The sequence below is a fragment of the Rhizobium grahamii CCGE 502 genome, from assembly GCF_000298315.2.
Lineage (GTDB): Bacteria > Pseudomonadota > Alphaproteobacteria > Rhizobiales > Rhizobiaceae > Rhizobium > Rhizobium grahamii.
Window position 1 is genome coordinate 82,847 of sequence record NZ_AEYE02000008.1, and the last position, 15,731, is coordinate 98,577.

Here is a 15,731-nt window from a genome sequence, read left to right on the forward strand (position 1 = left end):
ACCGATCCGATCACTAACGATCCTGTAGATGTTGAAGTCAAAGAAGGTGCCACTCATGTTCAAGAATATCAAAGCTCCGTCGCTCAATACCGCGCTGAAGGCTTCGACCGTCGCGGGTCTTGCCGCTGCGGTGCTTGCGACCGGTATTCCCCTCGAAATCACACGTTCTTATGCAGAAGCCGTAAAGGTTCAGGCGCCGTCCGTTCCGAGCTTCGCGAACGTCGTCGATGCCGTTTCGCCGGCAGTTGTTTCCGTGCGTGTTGAAAACCGTGTCAACCCGGTGTCCGATGATGACGCCAATGGCTTCGCGTTCGATTTCAACGGCCGAGGCTTCGATGATCTTCCGGATGCTCTGAAGCCGTTCTTCCGCCAGTTCGGTGAGCAGGGCCAGCAGGGTCGCCGCGGTCCGCAGGGCCATCATGGCCCGCAGGATGGCAAGGGTCGTCTGCGCCCGGTCGCACAGGGCTCCGGCTTCTTCATCTCTGAGGATGGTTACATCGTTACCAACAACCACGTCGTTTCCGACGGCGCCGCATTCGTTGCAGTGATGAAGGACGGCACTGAGCTCGATGCCAAGTTGATCGGCAAGGATCCGCGTACTGACCTCGCCGTCCTCAAGGTCGATGGCAAGGGCCGAAAGTTCACTTACGTCAACTGGGCGGATGACAATGGCGTTCGCGTCGGCGACTGGGTTGTCGCGGTCGGTAACCCGTTTGGTCTCGGTGGTACGGTGACCGCTGGTATCGTTTCGGCCCGTGGCCGCGACATCGGCTCCGGTCCGTATGATGATTATCTGCAGGTTGACGCTGCGGTGAACCGCGGTAACTCCGGTGGCCCGACCTTCAATCTCAACGGCGAAGTCGTCGGCATCAACACCGCGATCTTCTCTCCGTCCGGTGGCAGTGTAGGTATTGCGTTTGCCATCCCGGCTTCCACAGCCAAGGATGTCGTTGCTGACCTGATGAAGGACGGCCAGGTATCCCGTGGCTACCTCGGCGTGCAGATCCAGCCGGTGACCAAGGACATCGCTGACTCGCTCGGCCTTTCCGAGGCGAATGGTGCGCTGGTCGTTTCCGCTCAGGCGGGTACTCCTGGCGAGAAGGCTGGCATGAAAGCAGGTGACGTCGTGACTGCGGTTAACGGCGAAACCATCAAGGATGCCCGTGATCTCAGCCGCCGCATCGGCGCGATGACGCCCGGCAAGAAGGTCGAACTCTCCGTCTGGCGCTCCGGCAAGGCGCAGTCCCTGACGGTCGAACTCGGAACCCTGCCTGCTGAACAGAAGGATGCTTCCGCTGATGACGGCGATCAGGCACCGGAAAGCCAGGCTCCGGCTTCGGAAAAGGCGCTCGCTGATCTCGGCCTGACGGTTGGTCCTGCCGAAGACGGCAAGGGTCTGCAGATCACCGGTATCGATCCGGACTCCGACGCTGCCGACAAGGGCATCAAGGAAGGCGAGAAGATCACCTCGGTCAACAACCAGGAAGTCTCGAATGCCGACGATGTCGTCAAGGTCCTGAACCAGGCAAAGAAGGATGGCCGCACTCGTGCGCTCTTCCAGATCCAGTCGAAGGACGGCAGCCGCTTCGTCGCCCTTCCGATCAACGGCCAGGGTTAATCCTCCCAACCCTGACAGAGTGGGAGCCGCGCCTTCTGGGCGCGGCTCCTTTCGCCAATATCCCTGGGATGATTGCAATGACCTCTGTACGACAGGACGAAGCTTTGAGCCTTGCCGAAACGCAACCGGCGGGTAATGTCGGCCGCATGAAGATTCTGATCATAGAAGACGACCTGGAAGCAGCGGTCTATCTCACCAAGGCGTTTCGTGAGGCTGGCATCGTGGCCGATCACGCAAGCGATGGCGAAAGCGGGCTCTTCATGGGCTCGGAAAACACCTACGATGTGATCGTCATCGATCGCATGCTGCCGCGTCGGGACGGTCTCTCCGTCATCAGCGAATTGCGCCGCAAGGGTATCCATACGCCCGTTCTCATTCTCTCCGCTCTCGGTCAGGTCGACGACCGTGTGACCGGCCTCAGGGCAGGTGGCGATGACTATCTGCCAAAGCCCTACGCGTTCAGTGAGCTTCTCGCCCGTGTCGAGGTGCTCGGCCGCCGCAAGGGCACGCCGGACCAGGACGTCGTCTATCGTGTGGGCGACCTTGAGCTCGACAGACTTGCGCATGAGGTTCGCCGCGGCGGCAAGGAAATACCGCTGCAGCCGCGCGAGTTTCGTCTTCTCGAATATCTGATGAAGAACGCCGGCCAGGTCGTCACTCGCACGATGCTTCTCGAGAACGTCTGGGATTATCACTTCGATCCGCAGACCAACGTCATCGACGTCCACGTCTCGCGGCTGCGGTCGAAGATCGAGAAGGACTTTAGCCAGCCGCTTCTCAAGACCATTCGCGGCGCGGGGTATATGATCAAGGACGAGGGATGAACCGTTTCTGGTTTCTCTTCAAGTCCACGGCAGTCCGCCTTTCGGCACTCTATATCCTGCTTTTCGCCATCTGCGCCGCGACGCTGGTCTTCTATGTCACGGCAATGTCCGAGCGGCTTCTGACGAACCAGATCCGCGAAGCAGTTCAGCAGGAAGTCGATCAGGTGAAGCGGGCCTATGACGCCGGCGGCATGAACCTCCTCCTGCGGACGATGGAACGCCGTGCCCGCCAGCCGGGCGCCAATCTCTACATCATCGCCGGCCCTTCCGGAGATATCCTCGCCGGCAACGTCGCATCCGTGCAGCCTGGCGTGCTGGATGAGGAGGGGTGGACATCCTTGCCCTTCATGTACCAGCGCTACGCCGAGAGCGGTCTCAGCCGACGACACATGGCAGTCGCCAACATCTTCGTGCTGGACAATGGATTGCGGCTGCTGATCGGCCGCGACCTCGGCGAGCCGGAGGCCTTCCGCGGACTGGTGCGGCAGGCGTTGATGATCGCGCTGGCGATCATGGGCCTCGGCGCCATCATCATCTGGTTCGGTATCGGGCGAAACGCCCTGAAGCGGATCGACCGCATGTCCGATGCGAGCAAGAAGATCATGGCCGGCGATCTCTCGCAGCGTCTTCCCGTCGGCGGCTCCGGCGACGAGTTCGATCGCCTGTCGGCCTCGCTCAATGCGATGCTTGGGCGGATCGAGAAGCTGAACGAAGGCTTACGGCAGGTATCCGACAATATTGCGCACGATCTGAAGACGCCGCTGACCCGGCTGCGCAATAAGGCTGCCGATGCGCTGGACACCACGGACGGCGAGGTTCGACGTGTCGCGCTTGAGGGGATCATCTCCGAGTCCGACCAGTTGATCCGCACCTTCAATGCCCTGCTGATGATTTCGCGCGTCGAAGCCGGTTCTGTCGCCGCTGAAATGTCGCCGGTTGACCTCTCGGCCATCGTTTCAGATAGCGCCGAACTTTACGAACCGGTCGCCGACGAGGCGGGGCTGGCACTGACGTCATCGATCGAGACCGATATCGAGGTACAGGGTAACCGCGAACTGATTGGTCAAGCGATCTTCAATCTGATCGACAATGCCATCAAGTATTCCTCGGACGCGGAGGGCCATGGCGATATCACGCTGAAGCTACTCCGCCGTAGCGACGGCGTCTGCCTTTCCGTCGCCGATCGTGGCTCAGGCATTCCCGCGGAAAAACGGGAAGATGTGCTGAAGCGCTTCGTGCGGCTGGATGAGAGCCGCTCCAAGCCCGGCACCGGCCTCGGCCTCTCCCTGGTCGAAGCTGTTATGGAGTTGCACGGCGGGAAGCTGGAACTGTCCGATACCGATCCGCAAAATCAGGAGAGGCGAGGTCTCACTGTCAGCATGATCTTTCCAGCGAAGTAACATCACCGGAGCACGACCGCTGCGGATCGAATTCGGTGTTGGCCATCGCCTCCGCAGGCCCTACCTTAGATCGTAATTGCCGGAAGTTGCTGTGATTCTCCCCGGCGTTTTTCCGATCTGGTCGCCAGGAGGGTGCATGCTGACGAGTTCCAAGCATAGCCTCGTTGATGTCTCCCAAGGGCTCTTGAAGCCGCTGAACAAGAGCGAACTTAAGCTCGCGCAGGCTGATCTCCAACGGATCGGCAAAAGCGAGCCCAGCGTGGCCGAGATCCTTAAAGCGGACAGCGCCCTTCGCGACTTCATCACAGCCGCGCTCACCCTGTCTCCCTATCTGCGTGACATTGCGAATATCGACACCGCGATCCTTTCCGCCGCGATCTCGGAACCTCTGGAACCGCAGATCGAAGCGCTGATCGCTGAAGCGAGGGCCTGCTGGAAGCCGGGAGCAACTGGTGAGTTGCCGACCGAAGCCGACGTGATGAGCCGTTTGCGGGTCATCAAACGCAAGGTCGCTTTTCTTGTCGCCCTCGTGGATCTCGCCCGGATATTCGACGGTCGGGTGACCACCGCGTGGCTGAGTCGGCTTGCAGAGGCGTCCGTTGCCGCGGCGATCGACCACCTCCTGCTCGCGGCTCACGAAAGCCGCAAGGTCACGCTTAAGAATGTCGCCGCTCCGAGTGAGGGGTCAGGGGTAATCGTCCTTGGCATGGGCAAGCTTGGAGCCTCGGAGCTCAACTACTCCTCCGATATCGATCTGGTCGTGTTCTTCGACGAACAGGCAGGGATCGTCCCGGATCCCGACGACGCGATCGAGATCTTCCCGCGATTGATGCGACGGCTGGTAAGGATCATGCAAGAGCGCACAGCGGATGGATACGTCTTCCGTACCGACCTGCGACTGCGGCCTGATCCAGGCTCGACGCCGCTTGCGATCCCAGTCGACGCGGCGATGATTTACTACGAGGGCAGGGGGCAGAACTGGGAGCGTGCCGCTTTCATCAAGGCGCGCGCCGTGGCAGGCGATATCCACGCGGGCGAGCAGTTTCTACGCGGGTTGGTTCCGTTCGTCTTTCGCAAATATCTCGACTACGCGGCAATCGCCGACATTCACTCCATCAAGCGGCAGATTCATGCTCACAAGGGGCATGGCGCGATAGCGGTGAAGGGGCACAATGTGAAGCTCGGCCGCGGCGGCATCCGCGAGATCGAGTTTTTCGCGCAGACGCAACAGCTGATCGCCGGTGGCCGGATGGCGGCGCTGCGTTGCCGCGGCACCGAAGAGACGCTTGCTGAGTTGACAAAGGCGAAATGGATTGATGAGGACACGCGCGATGAACTGACAGAGGCCTATTGGTTCCTCCGTGACGTTGAGCATCGGATTCAGATGGTGCACGACGAACAAACGCATCTCCTCCCTGAGAGCGAGACTGATCTGAAGCGCATCGCCTTCATGATGGGGTTCGACGATACGCCGAGTTTCGCCGCCCGCTTGGTTGAGGTCTTCAGGACGGTCGAGCGGCGTTATGCGCGCTTGTTCGAACAGGAGACCAAGCTTTCCACGGAAACCGGCAATCTGGTTTTCACCGGCCAGGGCGATGATCCCGATACGCTGAAGACACTGCGCAATCTAGGCTTCGAACGGCCCTCCGACATCTCTCGGGTCATCCGCACATGGCACTACGGTCGCTACAAGGCGACGCAGTCCGTGGAGGCGCGCGAACGGTTGACGGAACTAACGCCGCAATTGCTCCGCGTATTCGGCGAAAGTAAACGCGCCGATGAGGCGATCCTGCGCTTCGACAGCTTTCTCTCGGGCCTACCCGCAGGCATTCAGCTGTTTTCCCTTCTCGGCAGCAATCCGGCGCTGTTGTCGCTCATCGTCAACATCATGTCCTCGGCTCCGAAGCTGGCGGAAGTGATTGCCGCCAAGCCGCATGTCTTCGACGGTATGCTCGATCCCGGTCTGATGGCGGAACTGCCGACGCGCGCCTACCTTGCCGAACGCATCCGCAGTTTCCTCGCGCCTGCGCGATACTATGAAGAGGTGCTCGATCGGCTGCGCATCTTCGCCGACGAACAGCGTTTTCTCATAGGCATCCGGCTGCTAACCGGTGCGATCCGGGGCGCCATGGCCGGCCGCGCCTTCACGCATTTGGCCGACCTCGTCATCGAGGCTGCGCTCGATGCCGTCATGAAGGAGATCCGGGCGGCCCACGGAGATTTCCCGGGTGGCCGCGTGGCTGTCGTCGGCATGGGGAAGCTCGGCAGCTTCGAACTCACTGCCGGTTCCGACATCGATATCATCCTGCTCTACGACTACGACGACGAGGCCGCTGAATCCTCCGGTCCCAAGCCGCTCGACGCGACACGCTATTTTACCCGCGTGACTCAGCGGCTGATCTCGGCGCTCTCGGCGCCGATGGCCGAGGGCGTGCTCTATGAGGTCGACATGCGCCTCAGACCTTCGGGAAACAAGGGGCCGGTCGCCACACGCATCAATTCCTTCGAGAAGTATCAGCGTGAGGAAGCCTGGACCTGGGAGCACATGGCGTTGACGCGGGCCCGCCTTGTGTGCGGCGACAAAGAATTGATCAAGGAGGCCGAACGGATCATCGCTGAGGTGCTCCTTTCGAAGGCCGACGCGGAGAAGATTGCCAAGGATGTGTCCGAGATGCGGGCCCTGATCGAGCAGGAAAAGCCGCCGGCGAGCATCTGGGATCTGAAGCTTATCCCGGGCGGACTGATCGACATCGAATTCATCGCGCAATATCTGCGGCTGATGGCCTCCACCAAAGGCATCGCTATTGAGGACGATGATTTCAATACCGCGGGACAGGTGAAGCTTATCGGCGCGGAACTGATGGACCGCGGCGAAATGGAACTCTGCCTGGCGGCGCTTTCGCTCTACACCGATATTTCACAGCTCATTCGGCTCTGCATCGACGGCCTGTTCGACCCGAAGGAGGCACCGGCCGGCCTCATTGATCTTGTTGCCCGGGCCGGCGATTGCCCTGATATCAAGACGCTGGAGGGAGAGATCAAACGGCTCTCGAAAGCCGTCAGGAAGATATTCCAGACGGTGGTGAAGTCTTAGCGGGCGTCGTTCGGGATGTGCAGCGAAATGACGGTGCCGATCGCTTCGCGCGACCGAATTTTCATCTTGCCCCCGTGCAGCGTCGTCAGCGACCGCGAGATCGCAAGGCCGAGGCCAGAGCCGCCTTTGCTCTTCGCGTACTGGTTTTGCACCTGCTCGAAAGGCTGGCCGATCTTGCCGAGTGCGGCGCGGGGGATGCCGATGCCGGTGTCTGCGATGGTCAGCATGACACCGCTGTTGGTGCGGCGCGTCCGCACGGCGATGCGACCGCCTTCGTTGGTGAACTTCACTGCGTTGGAAAGCAGGTTAAGCAGGATCTGCTTCATTGCGCGGCGATCGGCGGTCAGGCGCATGCCATCACAAATGCGTTGTTCCACGAAGATGTTCTTCTGTGCGGCAGGGATTGCCGTGAAACGAAGGCTTTCCTCGATCAGCGGCGCAAGATCGATCGTTTCACACTCGAGCTTCATATGACCGGCTTCGATCTTCGACATGTCGAGAATATCGCTGATGACGTTGAGAAGATGCTTGCCGCTGTCGTGGATGTCGCGGGCATACTCATTGTACTTCGATGAGCCGAGCGGGCCGAACATCTGGTCTTGAAGTATCTCCGAGAAGCCGAGGATGGCGTTGAGCGGCGTGCGAAGTTCGTGGGACATGTTTGCCAGGAACTCGCTCTTTGCCCGGTTGGCCGCTTCGGCGCGTTCCTTCTCGACCAGATAGTTGGAGTTCGCGACAGAGAGCGCTGCTTTCTGACTTTCCAGAGTCTGGCGGGACGAGGAGAGGTCACCGATCGTTGCCATGAGCCGGCGTTCGGAATCGCGCAGGCGTTCCTGATTGCGCTTCAACAGCGTGATATCGGTGCCGACCGAAACCATGCCGCCGTCGCGCGTACGGCGCTCGTTGATCTGCAGCCAGCGTTCGTCGGCAAGCTGCACCTCGGTCGTCCGCGAGTAGCCGGAGCCATCCGCATCGGCGATCCGGCGTTCGATCACGGGACGCGCGGCGGCGGCGTTGACGACGCTGCGCTCGGTGCCGGGAACCAGGACGCTATCGGGGAGGCCATAGGCCTGCTGGAAGTGCGCGTTGCACATCACGAGGCGGTCGTTCTTGTCCCAGAGAACGAAAGCTTCCGATGTGCACTCGATGGCGTCCGCCAGCCGCTGATCGGCCTCGGCATAACGCTGCGCGAGACGATGCTGCTCGGTCACGTCCATCGCAATGCCGATCATGTGGACGCGGCCGGAATTCGTGCGGATCACTTGGGCGCGGGCGCGCATCCAGACGTAATGACCGCCGGCGTGGCGCATGCGAAAGATCTGGTCGACCTGACCGGCATCGCCGCGGACAATCGACCGGGCGATTTCGTAGACGCCGCCGTCATCCGGGTGCATCAGACGGGCTGCATCGCTGAAGCACATTGTTCGGTCGGAGCCGGAAAGGCCAAGCATCTCGTACATCGAGCGCGACCAGTAGAACTCGCGGCGGTCGAAATCGAAGTCCCAAAGCCCGCAGCGGCCGCGAGACAGTGCGGTCTCGACGCGGAGGTTCGACTCCAGAAAAATGTCGTCGGCGTCGCGGGCGCGCTTCACCTGCATGTAGTAGGCGTAGAGAATGACGAGCAGAATCGACGAGATGCCAGCAAATAGAGTTACATTGAGCGTAACCTCATCTCTCCAAAGCTGGCTGATCCGTTCAAGGGACGTCGCCGCTATGACATATCCGCCGGAGTTTCCGATGAGGGTGATTTCCGCATAGTGCGGAAGCCCGCTGATCGTTGTCTCGATGACGCCGGCGCGATCGCCGAACCGGCGAACTGCCGAGACTTCGGCGAAGAAATCACCGACGCTGGCACCGAGGTAAGCCGAGCCGGCGGCGGTTGCCGCAAACACCTTGCCGCTTGGCTGAACCAGCAGCACGAAGGCGTCGTCGTCCAGCCGGTCCTGCGGCAGGAACCGTGCTAGGCGCGCCTGGGCCTGCATCACATCCGCAGTCTCGAATATCTGGTTGGCGTCGGCGAAAGCCGCAGCAGCGGTTGCGGCGGCAAGCGCTGTGGAATGGCGGGCGGCGGCTTCCGTGCGGCCGTATTCGGAAACCATTCCGAAGAAGTGCGATGCCGCTACAACCGTAAGGAAGGCTACGATCAGGATCGGAATAATTCGCTTCAGGACGATTTCGACCTGTGACAGGTTGCGCGAGGACGAGGAAGAAACGGTGGAGCGTCGAGCTGAAAAGCTGTCCCGCCAGGCCAGGAGGCCGTCGAAATCGACACGCAGCCGTCCCTCGGCTGCGGTTGCCCGCCGCACGTTCATCATCTCTTCAGCCTTGATCCCTCGTGTGATTCGCAGCGCCGCTCGCTGGAACTAACTCAATGAATCACTGGTGATTCGCCTTGTCCAGAGGAAAAGGTAAAAATTTGTTAACTGATTCAAGATGCTGAATTTTCTATAGCGGCCGGATTGCCGCTGCGAGCGTCGCAGCGGCAATCCGACGGCAAATCATCCCTTGAGGGTGCGCTCGACGATGTCGCGAACGTCGGTCGAGAGCTCCGCGGTCCGTTCAATTTCCAACAGGGCGGCGCGGGCGTGGTCCTGTCGAACTGGCTCCAGAGAGCGCCAGGACCGCATCGATGTCAGGATGCGGGCCGCCAACTGAGGGTTGCGCCGGTCGATGTCGAGGATCTCACGGGCTAGGAAGGCGTAGCCTTCGCCGTCGGCCCGGCCAAAGCCGGTTGGATTGGCAAAAGCAAAGGTGCCGATCAGCGAGCGGACGCGGTTGGGATTGGTCCTCTTGAACAGCGGGTTCTCCGTCAGCTTTTGCACCCGGTCGAGCGTGTCGGCACCCGGTATGGTGGCCTGGACAGAAAACCACTTGTCGACGACCAGTGCGTTCTCTGAAAAACGATCCTTGAAGGCCGACAGCGCTTCGGCAGCTTCCGGGCTGTCCGGGAAGCGATGCGCAAGAAGCGTCAATGCATGTAACAGATCCGTCATGTTGTTGGCAGCATCGAAAGCAGTCTTCGCGCGTGCCGGCGAGCTTTCGGCATATGACAGGTAGGTCAGCGCGGCGTTGCGCAAAGCGCGGCGACCGGCACTGGTCGCGTCCGGGCTGAAGGCACCCGGCGTTGTCATGGAGTCATAGAGCGCGAGGAACGTATCACGTCCGGCGTCAGCGACTTGCTTCATCACCGCCTGGCGCCCGGCATGGATCGCATCTGGATCGTTGTTGCCCCCAAGCTCGCGGGCGATATCGGCTTCGCTCGGCAGGGCCAAGGCTTGGGCGCGGAAGGCCGGCTCAAGGCTTTCGTCGGCGGCTGCGGCAACGAGCGTGTCGATGAAGGTTGTTTCGGAACTGACTGACTTTCCTTCTCGGGCATCACGTGCGGCGTTGAGGAGGTTCGGAAGGGCAAGGCCAGTCAGGGCCTGCCAGCGCGAGAAATGGTCCGTCTCGTAGCGGGCAAGCAGCGCCAGATCGGCAGGCGACTGATCGAAATGGAGATTGATAGGCGCCGAGAAGCTGCGATTGATCGAGACTACAGGCCGCGTCTTGGTGCCGTGGAATACTGCCGTTTGCGTACGCTCTGTGAGATGCAGGACGCTGCCGGTATATTCCGCACCGTCAACGGAAGTCGGCGTGATCGCCGCTCCGTCCTCAGCGAAGAGCTGCAAGCTCAAGGGGATGTGCATCGGCTTCTTGTCAGACTGACCGGGCGTCGCCGGGATCATCTGCTCCAGCGAAAGGCTGAAAGTCTTCGCGACCGCATCATAGGCGCCCGACGCCGTGACCAGCGGCGTGCCGGCCTGATGGTACCAGAGCGAGAACTGCGTGAGGTCGCGCCCGCTGGCGTCCTCGAAGCACTTGACGAAGTCCTCGATCGTCACGGCTTGGCCGTCGTGCCGGTCGAAATAGAGGTCCATACCCTGCTTGAAGGTGTCCCTGCCCAGCAGCGTCGCGATCATGCGCGTGACTTCGCTACCCTTCTCGTAAACAGTGGTAGTGTAGAAGTTGTTGATCTCGCGATACTTCGTGGGCCGCACCGGATGAGCGAGCGGACCCGCATCCTCCGGGAACTGCTCGGACTTCAGGTGGCGGACCTCCGCGATGCGCTTGACGGGGCGTGAGCGCTGATCGGCCGAGAATTCGTGATCGCGATAGACGGTCAGTCCTTCCTTCAGGCACAGCTGGAACCAGTCGCGGCAGGTGATGCGGTTGCCCGTCCAGTTGTGGAAATATTCGTGGGCGATGATCGCTTCGATGTTGGCATAGTCCCCGTCGGTGGCCGTTTCCGGATCGGCCAGGACGTACTTGTCGTTGAAGACATTGAGACCTTTGTTCTCCATGGCGCCCATGTTGAAATCGGAGACGGCGACGATCATGAAGATGTCGAGATCATATTCGCGTCCGAAGACCTCCTCGTCCCACTTCATAGAGCGCTTCAACGCGTCCATCGCGTAGGCGGCGCGTGGCTCCTTGCCGTGCTCGACATAGATTTTCAGGGCTACCTCGCGGCCGGACACCGTCGTGAACGTGTCTTCGATGACGCCGAGATCGCCAGCGACCAGTGCGAATAGATAGCTTGGCTTGGGGTGCGGATCGAACCAGGCGGCAAAATGCTTACCTTCGCCATAGCCGGCGCCACCGAGGAAATTGCCGTTCGACAGCAGCAGCGGATTGGCGGCCTTGTCGGCAATGATGTTGACGGTGTACGGCGCGAGAACGTCGGGGCGGTCGGGAAAATAGGTGATGCGCCGGAACCCTTCGGCTTCGCACTGGGTGCAATAGATACCGCCGGTGCGATAGAGACCCATCAGTTGGGTATTGGCCTCGGGGTTGATGATCGTGGTGATCGTCAGTTCAAAGGGCTCGGATGCCGGCAGGGCGCGGACGGTCAGACTTTCAGGCGTGACGGTGTATTGATCTGCCGGCATTTCCATCTGGTCGAACAGCAGCCCGGAGAGCGTCAACTCATCACCGTCGAGTACGAGCGGCGCCTTGGGATCGACGCCTTCTCGGCGATGGAAAATTAGTCGCGCCTCAACCTTGGTTTCAGTGGGATCGAGTTCGAAGGTAAGATCCACGCGTTCCAGAACGAAGTCGGTGGGCTGGTAGTCTGCCAGATTGATGACCTGGCCGGTATCTGTACGCATGGTGTTCCCTGAAGGCCTTGAGCGGGTGAGTGCTTCGTATGCAGAGTAAGTACTCCGCCACAAATTTTGACGGGCATGATTACATTAAAGTCTGAACCAAACTTAAAGCGAAATCGCGGCAAAGGAAGATTTGAAAGCCCTGGAGCCGGCTATATTTGGGTGAATCGACAAACGGGATTTTGAGGTCACTACGGGTGCGAGCGCGGCGTCGCAGGGCATTGCTTCATGGGAGGTTCGCAAGTTTTCCAATTTTCTGTCTGTTCATTCAATGCGACGGCTGTCACAGTCTCGGTGCGTCGAGTCTGGCGCGTCCTCCTGCATCAAAATAGCAATCCAAGAGTTCAAGACATGCGATCGGCTATCGGAAACCCGATGAGGGGCATTGCGTTCAAGGTCGGTTCGGTCATCGTCTTTCTGGCAATGCAGACCTTCATCAAGCTTGCAGGCAGCGACATCCAGCCGGGGCAGGTGACCTTCTGCCGTTCGTTTTTCGCGCTGTTTCCGATCATGGGATACCTCGCCTATCAAGGGCAGTTGCGGTCGGCGTTCTACACGGCCAATCCTATCGGACATTTGAAGCGGGGAACGCTCGGCATCATATCGATGGGGCTAGGCTTCTACGGGCTGTTGCACTTGCCACTGCCGGAAGCCATTGCACTCGGCTACGCAATGCCGCTTGTCGCGGTGATTTTTGCGGCGCTGTTTCTCGGGGAGACTGTGCGAATCTACCGCTGGAGCGCAGTGCTTTTCGGTATGGTGGGCGTGGCCATCATATCTTGGCCGAAGCTCACGCTCTTTCGCGAGGGGGGCATTCACGCCGAACAGGCGATCGGGGCGATCACCGTTCTGCTGGCCTCGGTACTCGGCGGCATGGCGATGATTCAGGTGCGGCGATTGGTCGAGGAAGAAAAAACGGCAACAATTGTTCTCTATTTTTCGATCACAGCCACGGTATTCTCACTCGTAACGGTTCCGTTCGGCTGGCAGGTTCTTGATATGAAGCCGCAATTGTTTCTCGTTGCGGCCGGCTTTTGCGGTGGTGTAGCGCAGATCCTGCTGACTGAGAGCTATCGGCATGCGGACGTCTCGACGGTTGCGCCATTCGAGTACACATCAATCGTCATCGGCGGCGTTGTTGCCTATTTTGTCTTTGGTGATGTGCCGAGTGGCGCCACGCTGCTTGGCACGGCGATTGTCGTCGCTGCGGGGATATTCATCATCTACCGCGAACACCAGCTAAATCTGGAGCGACGGGCGGCGCGGCAAGCCGGTTCATGAGGACAGCTTCGTCTCAACATTGCGGCCGCCGAGCTGAGATTTTCTCGCAATGCGCGAGAAATTCGAACGCTATTCGAACGCTTATCGTGCGTTATGAACTTGACGAAGCTTCATTTATTCGCGAATGCGCATGTTACGAATTGACCGTCCCGCCTTGTCCTGAGCAGTGACGACGTCGAATGAGCATGCGTCGGGAGAGAAATGCCTTTCAGTGCAGAAGACTTGGTCGCGAACCCGAAATTCATTGACGCCATCCGCTTTCACGCGGGGCGCATGCGCGGCATGTTCGACGCCGGTCCGCGAGTGGCGCGACTGCTCGCGTCCCAGCAGCGCTGGTTGCTGACGCAAACTGCTTACGCCCTTGCAATGGAGCGAGATCCTGCGGACTCGACGTCTGGCTTTACCGCTGTCCGGCTGACGCGCGAGATCACCTCCCGCAAGGTAGCGAGCCGCAACACTGTATTGAGCTTCATCGACGAACTCTTCACGTACCGCTTCATCGCCTACGAGCCTGGTGCGGAGCGACGGCGGCCCCGCCAGTTCGAGCCGGCGGAAATCAGTCATCAGGCAATGTTTGGGTGGCTGCTATCGAACCTGGGGGGGCTTGATCTGCTCGATGGTGGGAGCCGGGTGGCGCATGTTGAAGCCCGTCCGGAATTGATTCGGATTCTTCAGCCGCGGATCGCGCGCAACTGCCTTCAGGATCCGCGATGGAGGGAGCCCGCGGAGCATGTGGCGCTTTTCTTGTGGAACGATGCTGGCGGGCTGATCGTCGACCACTTTATTTCACGTGTCGATCTGGCGGGAAATGATACGGAGCGTTTGGTCGTTGGTCATGTTGACAGCCGCGCCCTGGCAGCCGATTTTCTGATCTCGCGCACACACCTGCAGCGACTTCTTGTCAAGGCAGCACAGCAGGGATGCCTCGGATGGGAGGCTGGCGGCAAAAAGCCCGTGCTTTGGATCTCGCGCTCGTTCCTGGAGCAGTACAGCCAGTGGCAGGCCATCAAGTTCGCGTATGTCGATGAGGCGTTCCATTGGGCGACGCAGTAGACACAATAAGTCGCAACCTGCTGCGAAGGGCTAACGAAAAGCTTCGTCGTCAGACAGCAGGGCACGAGGCCAGCAGATGCCAGCCTCGACCTTAGTACTGCTGAAAATCCGCAAAGATCGCGGCGGGACGGGCGATGCGTCCGCTCGCACCAGTGCCGCGAGCAACCATTTGCTCGTTCGTGGCAAAGCCGATGCGGCTGTAGCTTTGCGTTGTGCGGCCCTGCTCGGTGGCAAGGCGAAGGGTTTCAAACCCACAGTGGATAGGACGAAAACGTGTAGTCATTGCCTTGGTTCCTGTTGATTCCTCCCAAGACACACTGAAATATTGCACTGCAGCATGAGCTTTTCAATGGATTAGAATGAACAACAGGTATGTGAAAATCGCATGGGTTATTCATAAAAGATTTAGATTTGCCTATTTTGAAAGCATATTAGAGTTCGGCAAGCTTCGCTTGAAAAGCTAAAAGATCGTTCCAGGCCAAGCGCTTGTTGACCGGTGCCGTCAGTAGATCCTGCGGATGCAACGTAGCGATCGCAGGGATAGTGCGGTTTTCGGCCGCGATCTCCCGCCATTGTCCGCGCAGCCCGTGAATCGTGTCGCTCTCGCCGAAAAACACCCGCGCTGCAAAATTGCCAAGCACGAGAATTGCCTTCGGTGCGGCAAGCGCAATTTGCCGCTCGATGAACGGACGGCAGATATCCATCTCAGCGGTGGACGCAATGCGATTGCCCGGCGGGCGCCAAGGAATAACTTGCGTCAGCAAGATGGCATCACGCTGCAAGCCGATCGCCGCGAGCATTTTGTCCAGCAGTTGCCCCGGTCGACCGGCGAAGGGTTGACCTTCACGGTCATCGTCGGCTCCAGGTGCCGAACCGATCACCATGATCCCACTTGTCGCGTCTCCGCTGGCGAAGATCGTCGAGCGGGCGCTGTGCTTGAGATTGCAACCGTTGAATGCCTCGATTGCCGTTTTCAGCTCCGGCAGCGAGCGGGCGCTCTCAGCCGCAAAGCGTGCCTGCTGCACGGCCTCGCCGTCGGGAATCGAAGGTTGCGGCCGCGGCGCGGGGCGCTCTGGAGCGAGGGTGCTCTTCTGTGCCGTTTGAGCAACTGCACGCGGCAAGGCCTCCCGTGATTCGGACCGTGGGGCGGCGGCTGCGTTCCGTCGTGCCGCCTTCATCGCATCGAACTCGGCAAAGCGATCGACAGCTTCCTCCTCGAGCAGCCATTCCACACCGGCTTCCGCATGGAAATGCAGGAGCGCCGCGAGTTCGCCTGGAGAGAGTTCGTTGACGGAGATCATGATGCCAACCTTAGCG

The 15,731-nt window shown here is 59.9% G+C and carries 10 protein-coding genes; 6 read left to right on the forward strand and 4 right to left on the reverse strand.

The features are described from left to right. Window positions 1-55 precede the first annotated feature (55 nt). The 4 genes from RGCCGE502_RS06210 (at window position 56) to RGCCGE502_RS06225 (ending at window position 6,936) form a co-directional block, all read left to right on the forward strand. Entirely contained in the window at window positions 56-1,618 is a 1,563-nt protein-coding gene (locus RGCCGE502_RS06210; protein WP_016553315.1) for a Do family serine endopeptidase, read from the forward strand. 146 nt (window positions 1,619-1,764) lie between these two features. Beyond that, window positions 1,765-2,442, forward strand: a complete 678-nt coding sequence (locus tag RGCCGE502_RS06215) for a response regulator transcription factor (protein ID WP_016553316.1) — start codon at window positions 1,765-1,767, stop codon at window positions 2,440-2,442. Continuing rightward, window positions 2,439-3,842: a sensor histidine kinase gene (locus RGCCGE502_RS06220; RefSeq protein ID WP_016553317.1), complete on the forward strand. Its 1,404-nt coding sequence runs from the start codon at window positions 2,439-2,441 to the stop codon at window positions 3,840-3,842. The genes RGCCGE502_RS06215 and RGCCGE502_RS06220 overlap by 4 nt, the downstream gene beginning before the upstream one ends. 136 nt (window positions 3,843-3,978) lie before the next feature. Beyond that, window positions 3,979-6,936: a bifunctional [glutamine synthetase] adenylyltransferase/[glutamine synthetase]-adenylyl-L-tyrosine phosphorylase gene (locus tag RGCCGE502_RS06225; RefSeq protein WP_016553318.1), complete on the forward strand. Its 2,958-nt coding sequence runs from the start codon at window positions 3,979-3,981 to the stop codon at window positions 6,934-6,936. Here the strand turns inward: RGCCGE502_RS06225 and RGCCGE502_RS06230 are convergent. Then, complete coding sequence (locus tag RGCCGE502_RS06230) at window positions 6,933-9,251, reverse strand: PAS domain-containing sensor histidine kinase (protein ID WP_016553319.1); 2,319 nt, start codon at window positions 9,249-9,251, stop codon at window positions 6,933-6,935. The genes RGCCGE502_RS06225 and RGCCGE502_RS06230 overlap by 4 nt on opposite strands. Window positions 9,252-9,434: 183 nt before the next feature. Further along, on the reverse strand, window positions 9,435-12,083 hold the full coding sequence (gene pepN, locus RGCCGE502_RS06235) for an aminopeptidase N (RefSeq protein WP_016553320.1): 2,649 nt from the start codon (window positions 12,081-12,083) through the stop codon (window positions 9,435-9,437). Window positions 12,084-12,431: 348 nt separating this feature from the next. Between pepN and RGCCGE502_RS06240 the strand changes: the two genes are divergently transcribed. Further along, on the forward strand, window positions 12,432-13,361 hold the full coding sequence (locus tag RGCCGE502_RS06240; protein WP_016553321.1) for a DMT family transporter: 930 nt from the start codon (window positions 12,432-12,434) through the stop codon (window positions 13,359-13,361). A gap of 201 nt (window positions 13,362-13,562) precedes the next feature. After that, a complete protein-coding gene (locus tag RGCCGE502_RS06245) occupies window positions 13,563-14,414 on the forward strand; it encodes a hypothetical protein (RefSeq protein ID WP_016553322.1) in 852 nt (283 codons plus the stop codon). 91 nt (window positions 14,415-14,505) lie between these two features. Here RGCCGE502_RS06245 and RGCCGE502_RS06250 read toward each other — a convergent pair whose 3' ends face one another. Both RGCCGE502_RS06250 and RGCCGE502_RS06255 read right to left on the reverse strand, forming a co-directional pair. Then, window positions 14,506-14,697 carry a hypothetical protein gene (locus RGCCGE502_RS06250; protein ID WP_016553323.1) on the reverse strand — a complete coding sequence of 64 codons (192 nt, stop codon included), beginning with the start codon at window positions 14,695-14,697 and terminating at the stop codon, window positions 14,506-14,508. Between the two features lie 148 nt (window positions 14,698-14,845). Further along, window positions 14,846-15,715 (reverse strand): uracil-DNA glycosylase, encoded by an 870-nt coding sequence (locus tag RGCCGE502_RS06255; RefSeq protein WP_016553324.1) that lies wholly within the window; start codon window positions 15,713-15,715, stop codon window positions 14,846-14,848. Window positions 15,716-15,731: the final 16 nt, after the last annotated feature.